Consider the following 15144-nt stretch of genomic DNA (forward strand, 5'->3'; position numbering starts at 1 on the left):
CGAAGAACGGAAAGAATCAACGCCTGAGCTGGCGCTGCGGCTTGATGGGGAGCTTGCCCCGCCAGTATTGGATGAGTACGAAGCCGCCCAGCATGCCGCCGAGGTGGGCGAAGTGCGCGATGCCCGCAGCCGTGCCGGTCACGCCCATGTAGAGCTCGGCCAGCGCATAGAGGGTGACGAACAGCCAGGCGGAGATCGGGATGGGCAGGAAGATCAGCATCATCTTGTCGTGCGGGAACAACATGCCGAACGCCAGCAGGATGCCGAAGATGGCGCCCGAGGCGCCCAGCGTCGGGTAGAACCCACCGGTGAACCAGTTCACCACCACCAGTTGCGCCAGCGCGGCGACGATCAGGCAGACGAAGTAATAGATGACGAAATTGCGCGTGCCGAACACACGCTCGATCTGGCCGCCGAACATATAGAGCGCCAACATGTTCGAAAACAGGTGCAGCACGCTGCCATGCATGAAGGCGTAGGTCACCAGCTGCCAGGGCCGGAACCCGACGGACACCAGACCCTGGGCGCCCTGCGCCACCTGGTCGGGCCCCCACGGCCACAGCGCGAAATAGGTCAACAGAGTTTCGCCCATGAACTGCTGCAGCAGGAACACCGCTACGTTGGCGATCAACAGGTTACGGGTAACGGTGGGCAGGTCGAACGGCATATCGGGCGCTATTCCGCGAGGCGAATCTCCCCAAGCCTGGCTGGACCAGCTCGGCGCCGCCACGCTTGCTTGCGGCTGACAATCGGCCCGACGCCGGCAAGGTGCGACAATACGCCACACCACACCCTCACCAACGGGCGAGCCGCACAACCGCAAGGGATTTCGCCCCGATCGTAAGGTTTACCCGGCGCGAAACCCCCCTCTGCCCTCCCCCCATTGTGTTGACATCGTGAAAACTTGATGGACAAATGGACGTCCAGACGGCCAACCCAACCGGCCTTCGAGTTCTTCCAGGGATACATTGCATCGTGAACATCCGGAGTTTCTGCATGGCCATCGACACCGCACACCGCCTCGCGGCGATGTGTTGCGGCTGTTGACCGCGACCTAGCAGATACTCCGCGCGGCGCTCCGCCGCACCCGCAAGACTCCGTCTTTCCGGTGATTCACATGCACAACGTCCACACCCTCGCTTCGACCACGATTCGCACGCGCTCGCATACCGCGACGTGCTGTTGCCGCTGTCGAATGTGTCGCATCGGCTGATCCCTCAGCTCTGAGCGTCCCCACGCTCTCCTTTTAGCCGTCCCCACGGCCATTCCCTGACAGCTCCCCCGCTGTCCTCCTCTGCATACCTCCACCTGGCCATGAGCCGGGACGGGCATGCGCACAAGGACTACTGCTCCCCATGTTCAAACCAGGCTTGCTCCCCCTCGCCATCGCTGCAGCGCTGGCGATTCCCGCCCTACACGCGGAAGAAACCACGGACGGTAAACCGACCCAGTTGGAAGCGGTGACAGTGACCGGCTCCAACATCAAGACCACCGACACCGAAGGCCCCAGCCCCGTACAAGTCATCACCGCAGACCAGATCAAGGTCAGCGGTAAAACCACGCTTCCCGATTTCCTCCGCGGCATCTCGGCCAACACGGGCAATAGCGTCAACGAACAGCTCACGGGCAGCTTCTCCGCGGGCACGGCGGGCATGTCGTTGCGTGGCCTCGGCCAGAAAAACACGTTGATCCTCGTCGATGGCAAACGCGTGGCCAACTACGCCACGGCCTACCAACTGCAAGACACGTTCGTCGACCTCAACTCCCTTCCGCTCGCCGCGGTCGAGCGCATCGAAGTGCTGAAGGACGGCGCGTCGGCAGTGTATGGCTCCGACGCCATCGCGGGCGTGGTCAACATCATCCTGCGCCAGAACTATCAAGGAGCCGAAGCCGGCGCCAGTTTTGGTACGAGCACGGAAGGCACCGGGCAGACGCAGAACAACTTTCACCTGCTGCTCGGCCACGGCGACGTGAAGAAGGACGGCTATAACGTGTTCTTCGCGCTCGACGGCACGCGCAGCAACCAGCTCAACGCCAGTGACGTGAGCTGGCTGCGCAACAACGATTTCCGTAACAAGCCCGGTGGACAGCTCAACTGGGTTCCCACCAACTACTACAACAACGACCCCACTCAGGGCTTCGCCAACGCTGTCGGGCCGGTACAGAAAGTGCCATACGGCGCCATTACCCCAGGCAAAACCGGCGAGGTTTGGGCATACAACCCCGCGCAGTACGACTCGGTGATTCCCGGCGTGGAGCGATACCACGCTGTACTGCGCGCCACCGTGAAGTTGACAGACAACATCGAGGGTTATGGCGAAGCGATCTACAGCCGCAGCCACGCGTCCTTCGTCTTCGGGGCGCCGCTGTCCATCGGCAGTGGCTTGCGCGCGTGGGACAACACCAACCAGCGGCTGGTGAACATCGATACCACCCTGCCGGTGGGCAATCCCGCCAACCCCTACGGCGTGCCGACGCCGGTGAACACCAACCTGTGGGACGTTGGTCAACGCAACAAGCGCGACCGCACCATCTTCACGCGCTTCCTGGCGGGCGTAAAAGGCCATACGGGCGCCTGGGATTGGGATGTGTCGGCACAGCACTCCGAGAGCAGCCTCAAGGAGTACGTCACCGATTTCGGCAACCGCTACGCGTTCCAATCGCTACTGGCCGATGGCGGCTACGACCTGGCCAGCAACGACAACCCAGCATCCGCGGTCGATGCCCTGCGCCTTTCCACCATCCGACCGGCCGTCTCCCGACTGAGTACGGTGGATGCCACGGCGAGTACGCAGTTGTTCGATCTTCCCGCCGGCGCCGTAGGTTTCGCGACGGGCTACCAGTTTCGCCATGAAGCGATGAACTCGCGCACGTCGCAGGCCGTGCTGTCCGGATCGGAACTGCGACCCGCCATCGACATCATCCAGGGCTCGCGCAGCGTCAATGCCGCCTATGCGGAATTCAATATCCCTGTGCTGACCACGCTGGAAGCCAACGTCGCGGGACGACTGGATCACTACAGTGACTTCGGCAACGCGTTCGCACCCAAGTTCAGCCTGCGCTACCAACCGCTGGACTGGCTGCTGCTACGCGGCTCGTATTCGCGTGGCTTCCGCGCACCGTCGCTGCCGGAGATCACCAACAGCACCGCCGTGAGCTACAGCACCGTGATCGACCCGTACGATCCGGTTACGCCCGGGCAGCGTCGTGGCTATACGGACGTCTTTACCGCAAACCCACATTTGCGTCCCGAGCGATCGACCAACTACAACGCCGGCTTTGTCGTATCGCCAAGCGCCGACACCAGCATTGGCATGGACTACTACCACATCGTGCAGGACGGCATCATCGGGCCCGACAACGACGCAGCACTGGTACAGCGCAAAGACCCGCGCGTGCAACGCGATGCGCAGGGACGCATCATCACCATCTACAACCAGTATCAGAACCAGCAGAGTCTCACCACGGACGGCGTGGACATCGATTTCCACCAGGCACTGCGCACGCAGGGCTGGGGTGACTTCTCGCTCGACAGCTCGATCACGCGACTGCTCAAGTACAGCCAGCCACTGGTGGCGGGCGATGCGCCAGTGAACGGCGCGGGCACCAACATCTTCGGCTCGTTGCCCAAGTGGCGCGGCACCACCGGACTCACCTGGTCGATCGGCGACGTGGCTAGCACGCTGACTTGGTACTACGTCGATGGCTACAAGCAGAATCCGGAGAACCTCCTTACGCCCGACTACCCCACCCGCGTGAAGAACTGGAGCACGTTCGACCTTTCCGTGGCTTACACCGGACTTGCAAAAACCACGATCACGCTCGCGGTGCAGAACCTGCAAAACCGGCGTCCGCCGTGGGATCCTTCCACGCCCTACTTCGACATCACACAGGCGGATCCGCGAGGCCGCATCGTAACGCTCGGGGTGAACTACAAGTTCTGATCGTTACCGCATTTTTTTGCGACGCATGCATACCGGAAGCCATGCTTGCCGGTATGCATTCCGTCGTCACGGACGCGTTAGAGTAAGGCACCGATCTAGCTATCTCTTTCTATGCGTCACGTGTGGTCCCTTGCCTTGCTGAGCCTTGCGCTATGCGCTTGCCAGCACCATCAAACAAACTCCGGCAACGACAGCAGTGCAGACGCACTGCCTTCGTACAACAACTTTTCGCCCGGCATCGTGGTGGACGACATCGCGCAGCACATGAAGGTGCTTTCTTCCGACGCCTTGCTCGGGCGAACGGTGGGTGGTGCGTCGGAGCAACGCACCACCGACTACATCATCCAGCAGTACAAGCGCATCGGCCTGGAACCAGGCAACAACGGCAGCTGGCTCCAGGCGGTGCCGTACATATCGGCAACCGTGCAGCACACCGACCAAACCACGCTCGACGTGCAGACCGAGAACGGCACGACCACGCTCGCTTTCGGCCAGGACATGGTGGCCGGCACACTGGACGAACAAACCCACAGTGCATTGACAGCATCGCCACTGGTTTTCGTCGGCTACGGCATCGATGCTCCGGGCGAACACTGGAATGACTACGCCGGTGCCAACGTCAAAGGCAAGACGGTCATCATCTTGGTGAACGACCCGGGCTGGGCCAACCAGGATCCGGCGCTATTCCATGGCCGCGAATACACTTATTTCGGGCGCTGGAACTACAAGTTCGAAGAGGCTGCTCGCGAAGGTGCTACCGCTGCTTTCATCGTGCACGACACCGATGCTGCCGGTTATTCCTGGGACTCGGTGCGCATGAGCTGGAGTGGAGCGCGATTCGATCTTCCCAAGAGCGAGGAAGGCACCCCACGCCTATCAGTCGCCGGATGGCTGACCACAGATGCGGCGCGGCGACTCTTCACGCAGGCTGGCGCCGACTTTGATGCGCTCAAGCGGCAGGCCGCTCAGCGCGGTTTCACTGCCGTACCACTGGAAGCCACGCTCGACACCCGCTTCGACAGCACCATTGCCCATGGCGAGTCGCACAACGTCGTGGCGCGAGTTACTGGCACCCGGCGTCCCGACGAAACCATCGTGTACTCCGCGCATTGGGACCACATCTCTGCCCCGGGTGAGCCCGCACACGGCACGGTCGACAACGCTACCGGCATGGCGGGTCTACTGGAGATCGCCGAGGCCTTTGCCCACCGCGCGCCGAAGTCACATCGCACCATCCTCTTCATCGCCACCACCCTGGACGAGAACGGCCTGATCGGCTCGCGCTACTACGTGCAGCATCCGCTAGCGCCGCTGGCCCACACAGTGGCCGACATCAATCTCGACATGTTGCCGGTAAATGGCCCCGCCAGCGCGCTGGCCGTGATCGGTTTCGGCCAATCGCAACTCGACGACTACCTGATGGATGCCGCGCACGCGCAGCGTCGACGAGTAACCGCTGACGTCACGCCCGAAAAAGGCTTCTTCTTTCGCTCCGATCAGTTGAGCTTTGCCCGCGCTGGCGTGCCCGTACTCTATGCGCGCTCAGCGGCGACGCAGCCCGACGCGGCGCCCACCGCCGGTGACACTATGGCCGCGCACGGCACGTTCGATCCCGAATGGGATCTCAGCGGAACCGTCGAAGACGTCCGCGCACTCTTTATGGTGGGCAGTCGGTTGTCCATGGAGGACACCTTCCCGCAGTGGAAGCCGGGCAGTGACTACCACCGCCCGGAGAGCATGCAGGGGCTATAAGAGCCTTAGGCGATGTACGCGGCGGGCTGCAGGATCTCGATCCAGTAATCGTCCGGATCGCGAATGAAGGCGATGTGCCTCATCCGCCCATCGGTTAGCCGCTTCTGGAACGTTACGCCCATGGCCTCGAAACGGGCACAGGCTTCCTCCACGTCCGGCACCGACACGCACAGGTGGCCAAAGCCACGCGGCTCTGCATTGCCATGGTGGTAATGGAACCCTTCGTCGTGCTCGGTACCGTGGTTATGCGTCAGCTCCAGCACGCCCGGCTGCCCGAGCACCCACTGCAGGCGCGCGGCATCATCCTCGGGGATAACGCTACGATCCGGGGCCAGCACCAGATACACGATGGTGAACGCAGCTTCCGCGAAGTCCTGGCGATGCACCGGCGTGAAACCCAGTACGCGCGTATAGAAATCCAGTGAACGAGCCAGATCCTTCACGCGAATCATGGTGTGGTTGAACACGTAGCCGCGGGTGGCGGGTTCCGGCGTCTGGACGCCCGGCATGTCGAGCAGGTGGGAAAGCGGCATCAGCTTCGGCTCCATGAAAACGATTTCTGGAGATGGGGTTTATCCCGAACCAGGCAAGCCTTCCATTGGAATAACGAACCCGGCCATAGAATGTCGCCATGAACGCCGCGCCACGCCACGTACTGCTTGCCGGTGCCACCGGGCTGACCGGGCAGAAGCTGCTCGGGCTATTGCTTGCGGACGAAGGCGTCGCGCAGGTACTCGCCCCGACGCGCCACGCCCTGCCCGCGCATCCGAAACTCAGCAACCCTGTCGGCATGGTCAGCCACTTGATCGCCCAGTTGCATGGACAGGTCGACACCGTGTTCTGCTGCCTTGGCACCACTATCCGGCAGGCCGGTTCGCGCGAAGCCTTCCGGATGGTCGACTACGACCTGCCTGTATCGCTCGGTCGGCATGCCCGCGCCCTGGGCGCCAGCCACTATCTGGTGATCAGCGCGCTCGGCGCCGATCCGGCATCGCGCCTCTTCTACAACCGGACCAAGGGCGAGTTGGAACTGGCACTACAGAAACAGGAATGGCCGCGCCTCAGCATCGTCAGGCCGTCCCTGCTCCTGGGCGCCCGTCACAAGCCACGCATGGGCGAGGTGCTGGCAGCCCCCTTCTCCCGCTTCCTACCCGGCCGCTGGCGGGGCATAGAGGCCGGCACCGTGGCAACGGCCATGTGGCGGCTGGCGCAGGCACCTGGAAACGGTTTGCGCATCGTCGAGTCGGACGAACTCCAGCAACTGGGCGACTGAAGCAACCCAATACCTGGGCAAAAAAAGGCCGCCTCAAGGGCGGCCTTTGACTGACGGTGACGTCCAAATCAGCTACGGGCAAGTGCACCCGGGCGCTTGGCGCCAGCGAAACGCTGGGCCCAGTACGACTCGTCCAGGCTGTCCACGCGCACCGTCTTGCCGCGCGAGGGCGAATGGATGAACTGGCCGTTGGCGATATAGATGCCCACATGGGAAATGCGGCCCTGGCCGCGCTTGCCTGCGGTGCGGAAGAACACCAGGTCGCCCGGCTTCATCTCGCTGCGGTTGACCTTCAGGCCAGCCAGGAACTGCGAAGCGGAATTGGTCGGCAGCTCGAGGCCGACGGCATGGGCGAACACATAGCGGACGAAGCCGCTGCAATCGAAACCGGTGGAGGGATCGCGCCCGCCGCGCACGTAACGGATGTCACGCAGCTGCATGGCCAGGCTGATCAGGGTCTTGCGGAGATCGGACGTGTCGTTGGCGAGTGCTACGACGGCATTGCCAGCAACGCCAGCGTTCGGCATGTCCGCGCTGTCGGCGTCGTCATCATCGCCCCAACCGGCCGACTTATCGGCGGCTGCCTTGGTGGCGGACTGGGCCGGGGCGGCGGATTGAGCCAGCATGGCGGCCGGCGAGAACACAGCCAACTGACCCATGAGGTTCGGAGCGACGGAAGACGAAGACGGCGTGGTAGCCGGAGTGGCGGTCAGCGGTTCAGCGAAGAGCGGAAGGGAAGTGAGCAGTGCACCAGCAAGCGCAGCAGCGGCGAGAATTCGCTTCGTTGGCATGTGGGACAAATCCCTTTGCGGTTCGTTAGTTACGCCGCCGTTACTTCCGACGGGCCGTGATGGAGCCGTGAACTTATCAAAGGGATGCGGGGCGTTTGTTCGGATGGGGTTAACTGAACCCTGTCGTTTCGAAATTTGGCACAGCCTATGCTTTGACCCTAAGTCCATGATCTAGAAAAGAAACATGTTTCAAATTGGTTACATATTGATCAATTAGTAAACTATTTATTCAGTTCGGTACCGTATGTTTTGAGACATGTCTCACACCAAAAATCGCCGTACCGACCCGAATCTCGGTCGCTCCCTCGGCGATGGCGAGGGGAAAATCCCCGCTCATGCCCATCGAAAGGCGCGGCAAATCGTGCCCCCGGCCCTGTTCCGCGTCCCGCAGTAGTCGTAACTGGTGGAAGCAGGCACGAACCGCAGCCGGATCTTCCGATTGCACCGCCAGCGTCATCAGGCCACGCACTCGCAGGCGGTCGTAGCCGCGCAGCGCGTCCAAAAAGGCAGGCAATCCATCGGGCGCCAGACCGTGCTTGCTCTCCTCCGGGGAGGTCTTGACCTCAATGAGCACGTCGATGGTGCGGCTCTCGATCTCCAGCCGCCGCTGCAGCGCATCGGCGAGCTCCAACCGGTCGAGCGACTGCACTTCGCTGGCCAGCCGCGCCACGTCTTTTGCCTTGTTGGTCTGCAGATGCCCGATCACCACCCACGCGATGTCCTCGCCCGCCAGCGCCTCGGACTTGCTACGGATTTCCTGCACTTTGTTTTCGCCGAAGCGATGCAAGCCCAACGCCATGGCCGCCCGCACCATTTCAGGGCCGAACGTTTTGCTGACAGGCAGGATCGATACCTCGCCCGGATCGCGACCTGCGGAGCGGCACGCGTCGTCCACGCGTTCGCGCACCGATACCCAGTTCGCGGCGAGATAAGAGAAGTCGTTTGAAGAATCGGTCATCACTGGCAACCCCTGCATGTCCGCACGGGCATCAGGCCAGTCGATACCGGCGCCCGGCGCGGGCGAAAAATGCGTTGCCCCGGCACATGGCCGGGGCAACGGTCAGCGTCAGGCCTTGGCGCCCTGTTCGAAATGACGGGCGACCACGTCGGCCACCACCATCGAGACCTTCTTGCCGGTGGGGATATGCAGGAACTCGTTCGGACCGTGCGCATTGGAGTGCGGGCCCAGTACGCCGGTGATGAGGAACTGCGCCTTGGGGAACTTCTCGCCCAGCATGCCCATGAACGGGATGCTGCCGCCCTCACCCATGTAGGCAGACGGTGCGCCGAAGTAGGTTTCCGATGCCTTGGCGACTGCTTCTTCCAGCCATGCCGACAACTGCGGGGCGTTCCAGCCGCTGCCGTCTTTTTCCAGCTTGAAGGTGACCTTGGCGCCGTACGGCGGATCCTTCTCCAGCAGCTGCTTGAGGAACTGGCCAGCCTTGGCACCGTTGAGCGTCGGTGGCACACGCAGGCTGAGCTTCACCGAGGTCTTCGGACGCAGCACGTTGCCGGCGCTTTCCAGCGGCGGCATACCGTCAACACCCGTGACAGCCAACTGCGGGCGCCAGGTGCGGTTGAGCACAAGCTGGGTGAGGTCGTCGGTCACCGGATGCATGCCTTCGACAAACGGGAACTTGTCGTACACCGCCGTGCCCAGCACTTCGGCAGACTTCTTCGCCTGTTCGATACGCTGCGGCGGGATATCGACGTACAGCTCCTTCGGCTTGATCGTGCCGGTCTCCTGATCTTCCAGGCGGCTCAGCAGTTCGCGCAGGATGCGGAAGCTCGACGGCACCACGCCCGACGCATCACCCGAGTGCACGCCCTCTTCCAGCACCTGCACAGTGAGCTCGCCACCGGTCATGCCGCGCAGCGAGGTGGTAAGCCACAGCTGATCGTAGTTGCCGCAACCCGAGTCGAGGCACACCACCAGCGACGGGTTGCCGATGCGATCAGCCAGATGGTCGACGTAGTACGGCAGATCGTAGCTACCCGATTCTTCACAGGCTTCGATCAGCACAACACAACGCGCATGCGGTACACCCTGCTCGTGCAGCGCCAGCAGCGCCGCCAGCGAACCGAAGATGGCGTAACCGTCGTCCGCGCCACCGCGACCGTAGAGCTTGTCGCCCTTGATCACCGGCGTCCACGGGCCCAGGCCTTCGGCCCAACCGGTCATTTCCGGCTGTTTGTCGAGATGGCCGTAGAGCACGACGGTATCATCGCCCGTGCCCGGCACTTCGATGTAGATGAGCGGCGTGCGGCCTTCCAGGCGCACCACCTCGAGCGTGGCGCCGGGCAGCGACGACAGCTTGCTGCGCGCCCACGTCTCCATCAGTTTCACCGCGGCATCCATGTAGCCGTGTTCCACCCACTTGGGATCGAACATCGGCGACTTGTTCGGAATGCGGATGTACTCGACCAGCTGCGGCACGATCTCGTCATCCCACAGTCCGCTGATGAAACGGTTGAGGCGGGCGGTATCCATGAGTGACTCCTGCAGCGTGAGAAAAGAGGGCCATTGTATCAGCCCCGGCGAGAGCTCCCGTCCGAACGCCCACGCTGCGCCGGGCACAAATCGCCATGGAAGCTTCCGCTTGGCCGACAGTTTTTTGCGTGACGTCTCGGCACAGTTTTCCTGCGGCCACGAAGAGGCCGCGTCAACCAAGGGAACACATTATGTTCAAGCAGATCGCAGCAACGTTGCTGGCCCTGGCATTGGCCTGGCCGGTCTTCGCAGCTACGCCCGTCAACGTCAACAAGGCGGACGCGGCCACGCTGGCCAGCTCGCTGGACGGCGTCGGCCCAACCAAGGCCGCAGCCATCGTCGCTTACCGCGACGAGCACGGTCCGTTCAAGAGCGCCGACGACCTGTCGCACGTGAAGGGCATCGGCCCGGCCACACTGGAACGCAACCGCAGCGCCATCCTGCTGGGCGATGCCGATGCCCCGGCCAAGCCCGCAACGGCACCGGCAACGACCAAGCCCAGCACCAAATCGACCAAGGCCAGCGGGCAATAACCAAACCCGTCAAGCACTTGCGTACAAGAATCGTATCCGGCGAGGTCTGGAAACCCTCGCCGGATGCGCCTACACTCGGCCGCCTTGCCATCGGTTAGGGCTGCCATGATTGTTCCGCGTTACCGCATAGCCGCGTCGAACATCGCTGGTGCGGGTCAGGGGTTGTTCTTACTTGAAGATGTCGCCGCCGGGCAGATTGTGTCGGCGCCGGACGCTATTGACCGCACATATCGCTACGACGAGCTGACCGGCTCGCCGGAGCTATCGGCACAGCTTTACGCGAGCGCTCGCTGGTTCGAGGACCGCTACACCGTGTCCCCGGACTGGCCCGACGAGTGCTACGTCAACCATAGCTTCGCGCCCACGGGGTTGTGGCATCTGGGTTTCGTGTTTGCCGCACATGACTTGCCCGCCGGCACAGAAATCACGGTGGATTACCGCCACCTGTTACCTCCGGGCGAGGAAGAGGCCTTTGTCGACGCTGACACCGGGCAGCGCATCGTAGGCCTGCCATGGATCGAAAGCCTTCGGACGAGCACGCACGCTTTGGCGGCACTGCTCGATGGCACCCGACTTGCTTGCTGAAGATCATGATCGACATACCTGTTATTGAAACCGCGCGCCTGCGCCTTACCGCTCTCGCCGAGCGACACTTCGACGATTACGCCGCCATGCTCGCCGACCCGGCCAGTACGCGCTGGATCGGCGATGGCCAACCGCTGGACCGCACCAACGCGTGGCGCTCACTCGCCATGTTGATCGGCCATTGGCAGCTTCGCGGCTACGGCATGTGGGCGCTGGAGCTGAAGGGCACCGGCGAATTCATCGGACGCGCCGGACTGATGTGCCCCGAGGGCTGGCCCGATCTCGAGTTGGGCTGGATGCTCAAACCGGAGTTCCGACACCACGGTTACGCCACCGAAGCCGGCAGCGCCATCCTCGATTTCACATGGCACACCCTGAGCTCGCCACGGGTGATCAGCCTGGTGAGGATTGGCAACGAAGCCTCCGACCGCGTGGCCGAACGGCTCGGCGGCGAACACATTGAAGACATGGATTTCTTCGGCGCGCACAACCACGTGTTCGCCTATTACCCGCCCTGCCCCGAGAAGCGTCGCGCCTGGGCATGAGCCACCTCAGCCATCTGCCCGCCGATAGCCTCCAGGGTGAACACTGTGCCAAGGGCACTGCTTTCATCACGCCAATCGCGAGCGGGCCGGAGGATAAGGCGTGGGAATGGCAGATGACCCTGATCAACATGGATCAGGAAGTCGAATTTCCCGCACATGATGACCTGCGGCGGCAGTTCGTGCCGCTCGACGCCTCTGTGGACATCACTTTCCCTGACGGTCGCACACAACACCTGTCGCGCTTCCAGATGGCGGAATTCGATGGCGCCAACGATCCACAGGCCTGCCTGCCGAGTGTTCCCACACGCACGTTCAATCTCAAGTTGCGCGGCGACGCACAGGGCGAACTGATGGCACGCCCGCTCAACGGCACCATGGTGCTACTGGCCCCGTCGGGCTGGCGCTGGTTCGTGTTGTTGCTGTCAGGTCGTGCCAATGTGATCGCCGATCACCGCTCGCAGCAGTTGGAAGCGAATGACATGCTGTGGATCGACCCGATTCCCGGTCATCCCATCCGCATCGAAGGCGGCGGCGAGATCGTGCTGGCTCGCTTGCCCACTGCCAAAACGCATCAATAGACGTCGCGCCGGTAGCGCCCTTCTTCGCGCAAGCGTTCAACGGCTTCGTCACCCAAGGTTTCACGCAACACTGCATCGACACCGGGCGCCATACCGGCAAGGCTGCCGCACACGTAAATCGCGGCGCCCGCCTCAACCCATTGCCGCAGCACGTCACCGCAGGCACGCAGGCGATCCTGAACGTACGCGCGCGATTCATTCTCGCGCGACCAGGCAAGATCAAGCCGTTCAATATGGCCTTGTCGTTGCCAGCGCTGGATCTCGTCGCCGTGGTAGAAATCGCGGGCCGATTCGCGCTCGCCGAACAGCAACCAGTTTCGATGCCTGCCTGCTTCGATGCGCGATTTCAGCAAGGCTCGCAGACCAGCAAGCCCGGTGCCGTTACCAATCAGCACCATCGGCCGATCACCGACTGGCACATGAAACCCAGGGTTGGAGCGAATGCGCAACGCGACCTCGCCGCCCACGTCGGCGTGCATGGTCAGCCAGCCGGAGCCGATACCCGATGAACCATCCTCGCGTTGCATTTGACGGACGAGCAAATGGAGTGCGCCATCCGACGGCACCGAGGCAATGGAGTATTCGCGATGCGGCAGAGCCTGCAATCCGGCCACGATGTCCAACGGTGTTTTGCCCTGTACGTCGCCCCGTTCGGGAAGATGACTGGCGATCAGCCATTCGCGTAGCGACGCGCGGCGACCTGCCCGTTCAACGAAGACATCGCCCTCAAGCCCGCATGCCGCCAGCCAGTCGTCAACCTCGCCAGGGGCATGTCGAGGCCCAATCTCCACCAGATCACCCGCCCGCCACAACGCCTTACCTTCGAGCGGACGCAGCGCCAAATGAAAACATGGGCCGCCCAAGCTGCCGGGATTAAGCCGCATGCGCTCGACCAGTTGCCAGCGCTGATAGTCGGGCACCTGCCAGTCCGGCAACTCGGCGTCACCGGATAGCAGCGCCAGATGATGCTGCCAATGCCGCAGCGCCGATGGATCGCCATTGTCCACTTCCACCGCATCGAACAGTGCCGTCGCACCGCTTTGCCGCAGCCAATGCTGCAGGGCGCGGCCGAATCCGCAAAAATCCTCGTAGTCGCTGTCGCCCAACGCCAGCACACCGTAGTGCAACGACGCCAGCGCCCGCGGCTCGCGCATGCAGTGCGTGACAAAGCGTGCGGCGTGATCCGGTGCGTCACCTTCGCCTGTCGTGCTGACAACGAACAACACCCGACGCGCGTCGGTGAGCATCACCGCATCCACATGCCCAAGCTCCACCAACTGCACTGGCACGTTGGCATGCTGGAGGCTTTGCGCGGTTTGCCTGGCCCACTGTTCCGCCACGCCAGTCTGGCTTGCATACGCAACGAGCAGTATGTCGGTCGCCGCCTGCTCCTGAGGCGAAACGAGCGCCGCTTGTCTGCGGGATCGTTCCCGCCGATGCCATCCGAGCCACGCCGTGAAACCCAACCACGCGAGCAATGCGGCGAGCGCGCAGACCCAACGCAGCACACCCGGCGAATGCCATTCCCACTCGCCCGCATGCAGCGCCATCAACCCCAGCATCAATGCAGCGAGCAACAGGCAAAGCAGGACGTTGCCCCACGCGGGACGTGGTGTGGACGCAACGACCCGCCTGCTCATGATGCCAGCGCTGCCTCGAACGCCGGTGACATGCGTTCTTCCAGCCCACGATCACCATGCAGGATAAACATCACGGCAAGCCCGCGCTCACGGGCATAAGCCATGCCCTGCTCCGGACCAAGCACCGTCATCAGCGTACCCATCGGGATCGGCTTGCATCGCGTCGACGGCCAGCACACTGACTGAGGCAACGGTATGCGGCACCGGTCGCCCGGTCCGTGGATCGATATGGTGCGAATAGGTCACGCCATCGACGTCGAAGCGGCGGCGGTAATCACCTGATGTGGCAATGGCGCGACCCGACAGGCAAACCACTTGGCTGAGTTGGTCGACGTTCTGCACCGCGCCAGTTACGGCGCCTGGACGCTCGATGCCGATACGCCACGGCGAGCCATCGGGCTTCCTGCCCTTACCTTTCAGCTCGCCACCGACTTCAACAAGCCACGCATCGATGCCCATGCTGTCCAGATACCGCCCGAGCAGATCGACGCCGTAGCCCTTGGCCACCGACGATAGATCGAGGTAGATGCCACCCGGCTGAAACACGCTGTGCGTCGCGGCGTCGAGCTTGAGTTGCCACCAACCGACGCGCTCGCGCGCATGCTCGATCGCATCGCCCGGCGGCGGCTCACGCCGTGCAGCGTCCGGACCGAAACCCCATAAATTGACCAGTGGTCCGATGGTGGGGTCGTATGCGCCATCACTTTCGCCGGCTACCTGCAATGCGTGCCTGACGACCTCAAAGCATTCGGCGGGAAGCACGTGCCACGTTCCGGCGGGCGCCGCGTTGAAACGTGACAACGCCGAGCCGGGCTTGTACGTGCTCATCTGTCCATCGACCAGATCGAGCACGGCCTGAATGCCCTTCGCGCGTGACACCAGCGACAGCTCGGCCGGCATCACCGCGCGTGCCGACCAGAACGTGCCCATGGTCTCACCTTGCACGGACTGCACGATGAGATCGCTCATGGACGCCATACCCGCACGCTCCGCTCAATGCAGTAAAGATGCA

At 62.8% G+C, this 15144-nt stretch carries 13 protein-coding genes and 1 pseudogene; 7 read left to right on the forward strand and 7 right to left on the reverse strand.

Annotated features, from left to right (window positions below; genetic code table 11):
• Positions 1-16: 16 nt before the first annotated feature.
• Positions 17-667: a rhomboid family intramembrane serine protease gene (locus DYST_RS08775; RefSeq protein ID WP_102302562.1), complete on the reverse strand. Its 651-nt coding sequence runs from the start codon at positions 665-667 to the stop codon at positions 17-19.
• Between the two features lie 688 nt (positions 668-1355).
• Here DYST_RS08775 and DYST_RS08780 point away from each other — a divergent pair.
• Positions 1356-3944 carry a TonB-dependent receptor plug domain-containing protein gene (locus tag DYST_RS08780; protein ID WP_239951358.1) on the forward strand — a complete coding sequence of 863 codons (2589 nt, stop codon included), beginning with the start codon at positions 1356-1358 and terminating at the stop codon, positions 3942-3944.
• A gap of 111 nt (positions 3945-4055) precedes the next feature.
• A complete protein-coding gene (locus tag DYST_RS08785) occupies positions 4056-5696 on the forward strand; it encodes a M28 family peptidase (RefSeq protein ID WP_239951360.1) in 1641 nt (546 codons plus the stop codon).
• Positions 5697-5701: 5 nt separating this feature from the next.
• Here DYST_RS08785 and gloA read toward each other — a convergent pair whose 3' ends face one another.
• Positions 5702-6229 carry a lactoylglutathione lyase gene (gloA, locus tag DYST_RS08790; RefSeq protein ID WP_102302618.1) on the reverse strand — a complete coding sequence of 176 codons (528 nt, stop codon included), beginning with the start codon at positions 6227-6229 and terminating at the stop codon, positions 5702-5704.
• Positions 6230-6327: 98 nt separating this feature from the next.
• Between gloA and DYST_RS08795 the strand changes: the two genes are divergently transcribed.
• The gene (locus DYST_RS08795) at positions 6328-6969 is read left to right on the forward strand and encodes an oxidoreductase (RefSeq protein WP_239951362.1); all 642 of its coding nucleotides are present in this window, start codon (positions 6328-6330) and stop codon (positions 6967-6969) included.
• 68 nt (positions 6970-7037) lie between these two features.
• On the opposite strand, the gene DYST_RS08800 is transcribed toward DYST_RS08795, so the two are convergent.
• From DYST_RS08800 to DYST_RS08810, 3 genes are all read right to left on the reverse strand, one after another.
• On the reverse strand, positions 7038-7760 hold the full coding sequence (locus DYST_RS08800; protein WP_239951363.1) for a C40 family peptidase: 723 nt from the start codon (positions 7758-7760) through the stop codon (positions 7038-7040).
• A gap of 229 nt (positions 7761-7989) precedes the next feature.
• On the reverse strand, positions 7990-8718 hold the full coding sequence (locus DYST_RS08805; RefSeq protein ID WP_239951365.1) for a YggS family pyridoxal phosphate-dependent enzyme: 729 nt from the start codon (positions 8716-8718) through the stop codon (positions 7990-7992).
• 108 nt (positions 8719-8826) lie between these two features.
• Positions 8827-10251, reverse strand: coding sequence for a M20 family metallopeptidase (locus tag DYST_RS08810; RefSeq protein ID WP_102302568.1), 1425 nt, complete (start codon positions 10249-10251; stop codon positions 8827-8829).
• Positions 10252-10442: 191 nt separating this feature from the next.
• Here DYST_RS08810 and DYST_RS08815 point away from each other — a divergent pair, with 191 nt between their 5' ends.
• From DYST_RS08815 to DYST_RS08830, 4 genes are all read left to right on the forward strand, one after another.
• On the forward strand, positions 10443-10784 hold the full coding sequence (locus DYST_RS08815) for a ComEA family DNA-binding protein (protein ID WP_102302569.1): 342 nt from the start codon (positions 10443-10445) through the stop codon (positions 10782-10784).
• Between the two features lie 105 nt (positions 10785-10889).
• A complete protein-coding gene (locus tag DYST_RS08820; protein ID WP_239951367.1) occupies positions 10890-11369 on the forward strand; it encodes an SET domain-containing protein in 480 nt (159 codons plus the stop codon).
• 5 nt (positions 11370-11374) lie between these two features.
• Positions 11375-11914: a GNAT family N-acetyltransferase gene (locus tag DYST_RS08825; RefSeq protein WP_239951369.1), complete on the forward strand. Its 540-nt coding sequence runs from the start codon at positions 11375-11377 to the stop codon at positions 11912-11914.
• A complete protein-coding gene (locus DYST_RS08830; protein ID WP_275666949.1) occupies positions 11911-12492 on the forward strand; it encodes a HutD family protein in 582 nt (193 codons plus the stop codon). The genes DYST_RS08825 and DYST_RS08830 overlap by 4 nt, the downstream gene beginning before the upstream one ends.
• On the opposite strand, the gene DYST_RS08835 is transcribed toward DYST_RS08830, so the two are convergent.
• The gene (locus DYST_RS08835; protein ID WP_239951373.1) at positions 12486-14132 is read right to left on the reverse strand and encodes a sulfite reductase subunit alpha; all 1647 of its coding nucleotides are present in this window, start codon (positions 14130-14132) and stop codon (positions 12486-12488) included. The genes DYST_RS08830 and DYST_RS08835 overlap by 7 nt on opposite strands.
• A pseudogene (locus DYST_RS08840) lies at positions 14129-15110 on the reverse strand (FAD:protein FMN transferase). Before DYST_RS08840 ends, DYST_RS08835 begins: the two are co-directional and overlap by 4 nt.
• Positions 15111-15144 lie beyond the last annotated feature (34 nt).

The sequence above is a fragment of the Dyella terrae genome (assembly GCF_022394535.1).
Classification (GTDB): domain Bacteria; phylum Pseudomonadota; class Gammaproteobacteria; order Xanthomonadales; family Rhodanobacteraceae; genus Dyella.

Excerpts from the sequence above, each read along its gene's own strand:
- DYST_RS08775 (WP_102302562.1), bottom strand. The coding sequence starts at position 667 with ATGCCGTTCGACCTGCCCACCGTTACCCGTAACCTGTTGATCGCCAAC.
- DYST_RS08780 (WP_239951358.1), top strand. The coding sequence starts at position 1,356 with ATGTTCAAACCAGGCTTGCTCCCCCTCGCCATCGCTGCAGCGCTGGCG.
- DYST_RS08785 (WP_239951360.1), top strand. The coding sequence starts at position 4,056 with ATGCGTCACGTGTGGTCCCTTGCCTTGCTGAGCCTTGCGCTATGCGCT.
- gloA (WP_102302618.1), bottom strand. The coding sequence starts at position 6,229 with ATGCCGCTTTCCCACCTGCTCGACATGCCGGGCGTCCAGACGCCGGAA.
- DYST_RS08795 (WP_239951362.1), top strand. The coding sequence starts at position 6,328 with ATGAACGCCGCGCCACGCCACGTACTGCTTGCCGGTGCCACCGGGCTG.
- DYST_RS08800 (WP_239951363.1), bottom strand. The coding sequence starts at position 7,760 with ATGCCAACGAAGCGAATTCTCGCCGCTGCTGCGCTTGCTGGTGCACTG.
- DYST_RS08805 (WP_239951365.1), bottom strand. The coding sequence starts at position 8,718 with ATGACCGATTCTTCAAACGACTTCTCTTATCTCGCCGCGAACTGGGTA.
- DYST_RS08810 (WP_102302568.1), bottom strand. The coding sequence starts at position 10,251 with ATGGATACCGCCCGCCTCAACCGTTTCATCAGCGGACTGTGGGATGAC.
- DYST_RS08815 (WP_102302569.1), top strand. The coding sequence starts at position 10,443 with ATGTTCAAGCAGATCGCAGCAACGTTGCTGGCCCTGGCATTGGCCTGG.
- DYST_RS08820 (WP_239951367.1), top strand. The coding sequence starts at position 10,890 with ATGATTGTTCCGCGTTACCGCATAGCCGCGTCGAACATCGCTGGTGCG.
- DYST_RS08825 (WP_239951369.1), top strand. The coding sequence starts at position 11,375 with ATGATCGACATACCTGTTATTGAAACCGCGCGCCTGCGCCTTACCGCT.
- DYST_RS08830 (WP_275666949.1), top strand. The coding sequence starts at position 11,911 with ATGAGCCACCTCAGCCATCTGCCCGCCGATAGCCTCCAGGGTGAACAC.
- DYST_RS08835 (WP_239951373.1), bottom strand. The coding sequence starts at position 14,132 with ATGAGCAGGCGGGTCGTTGCGTCCACACCACGTCCCGCGTGGGGCAAC.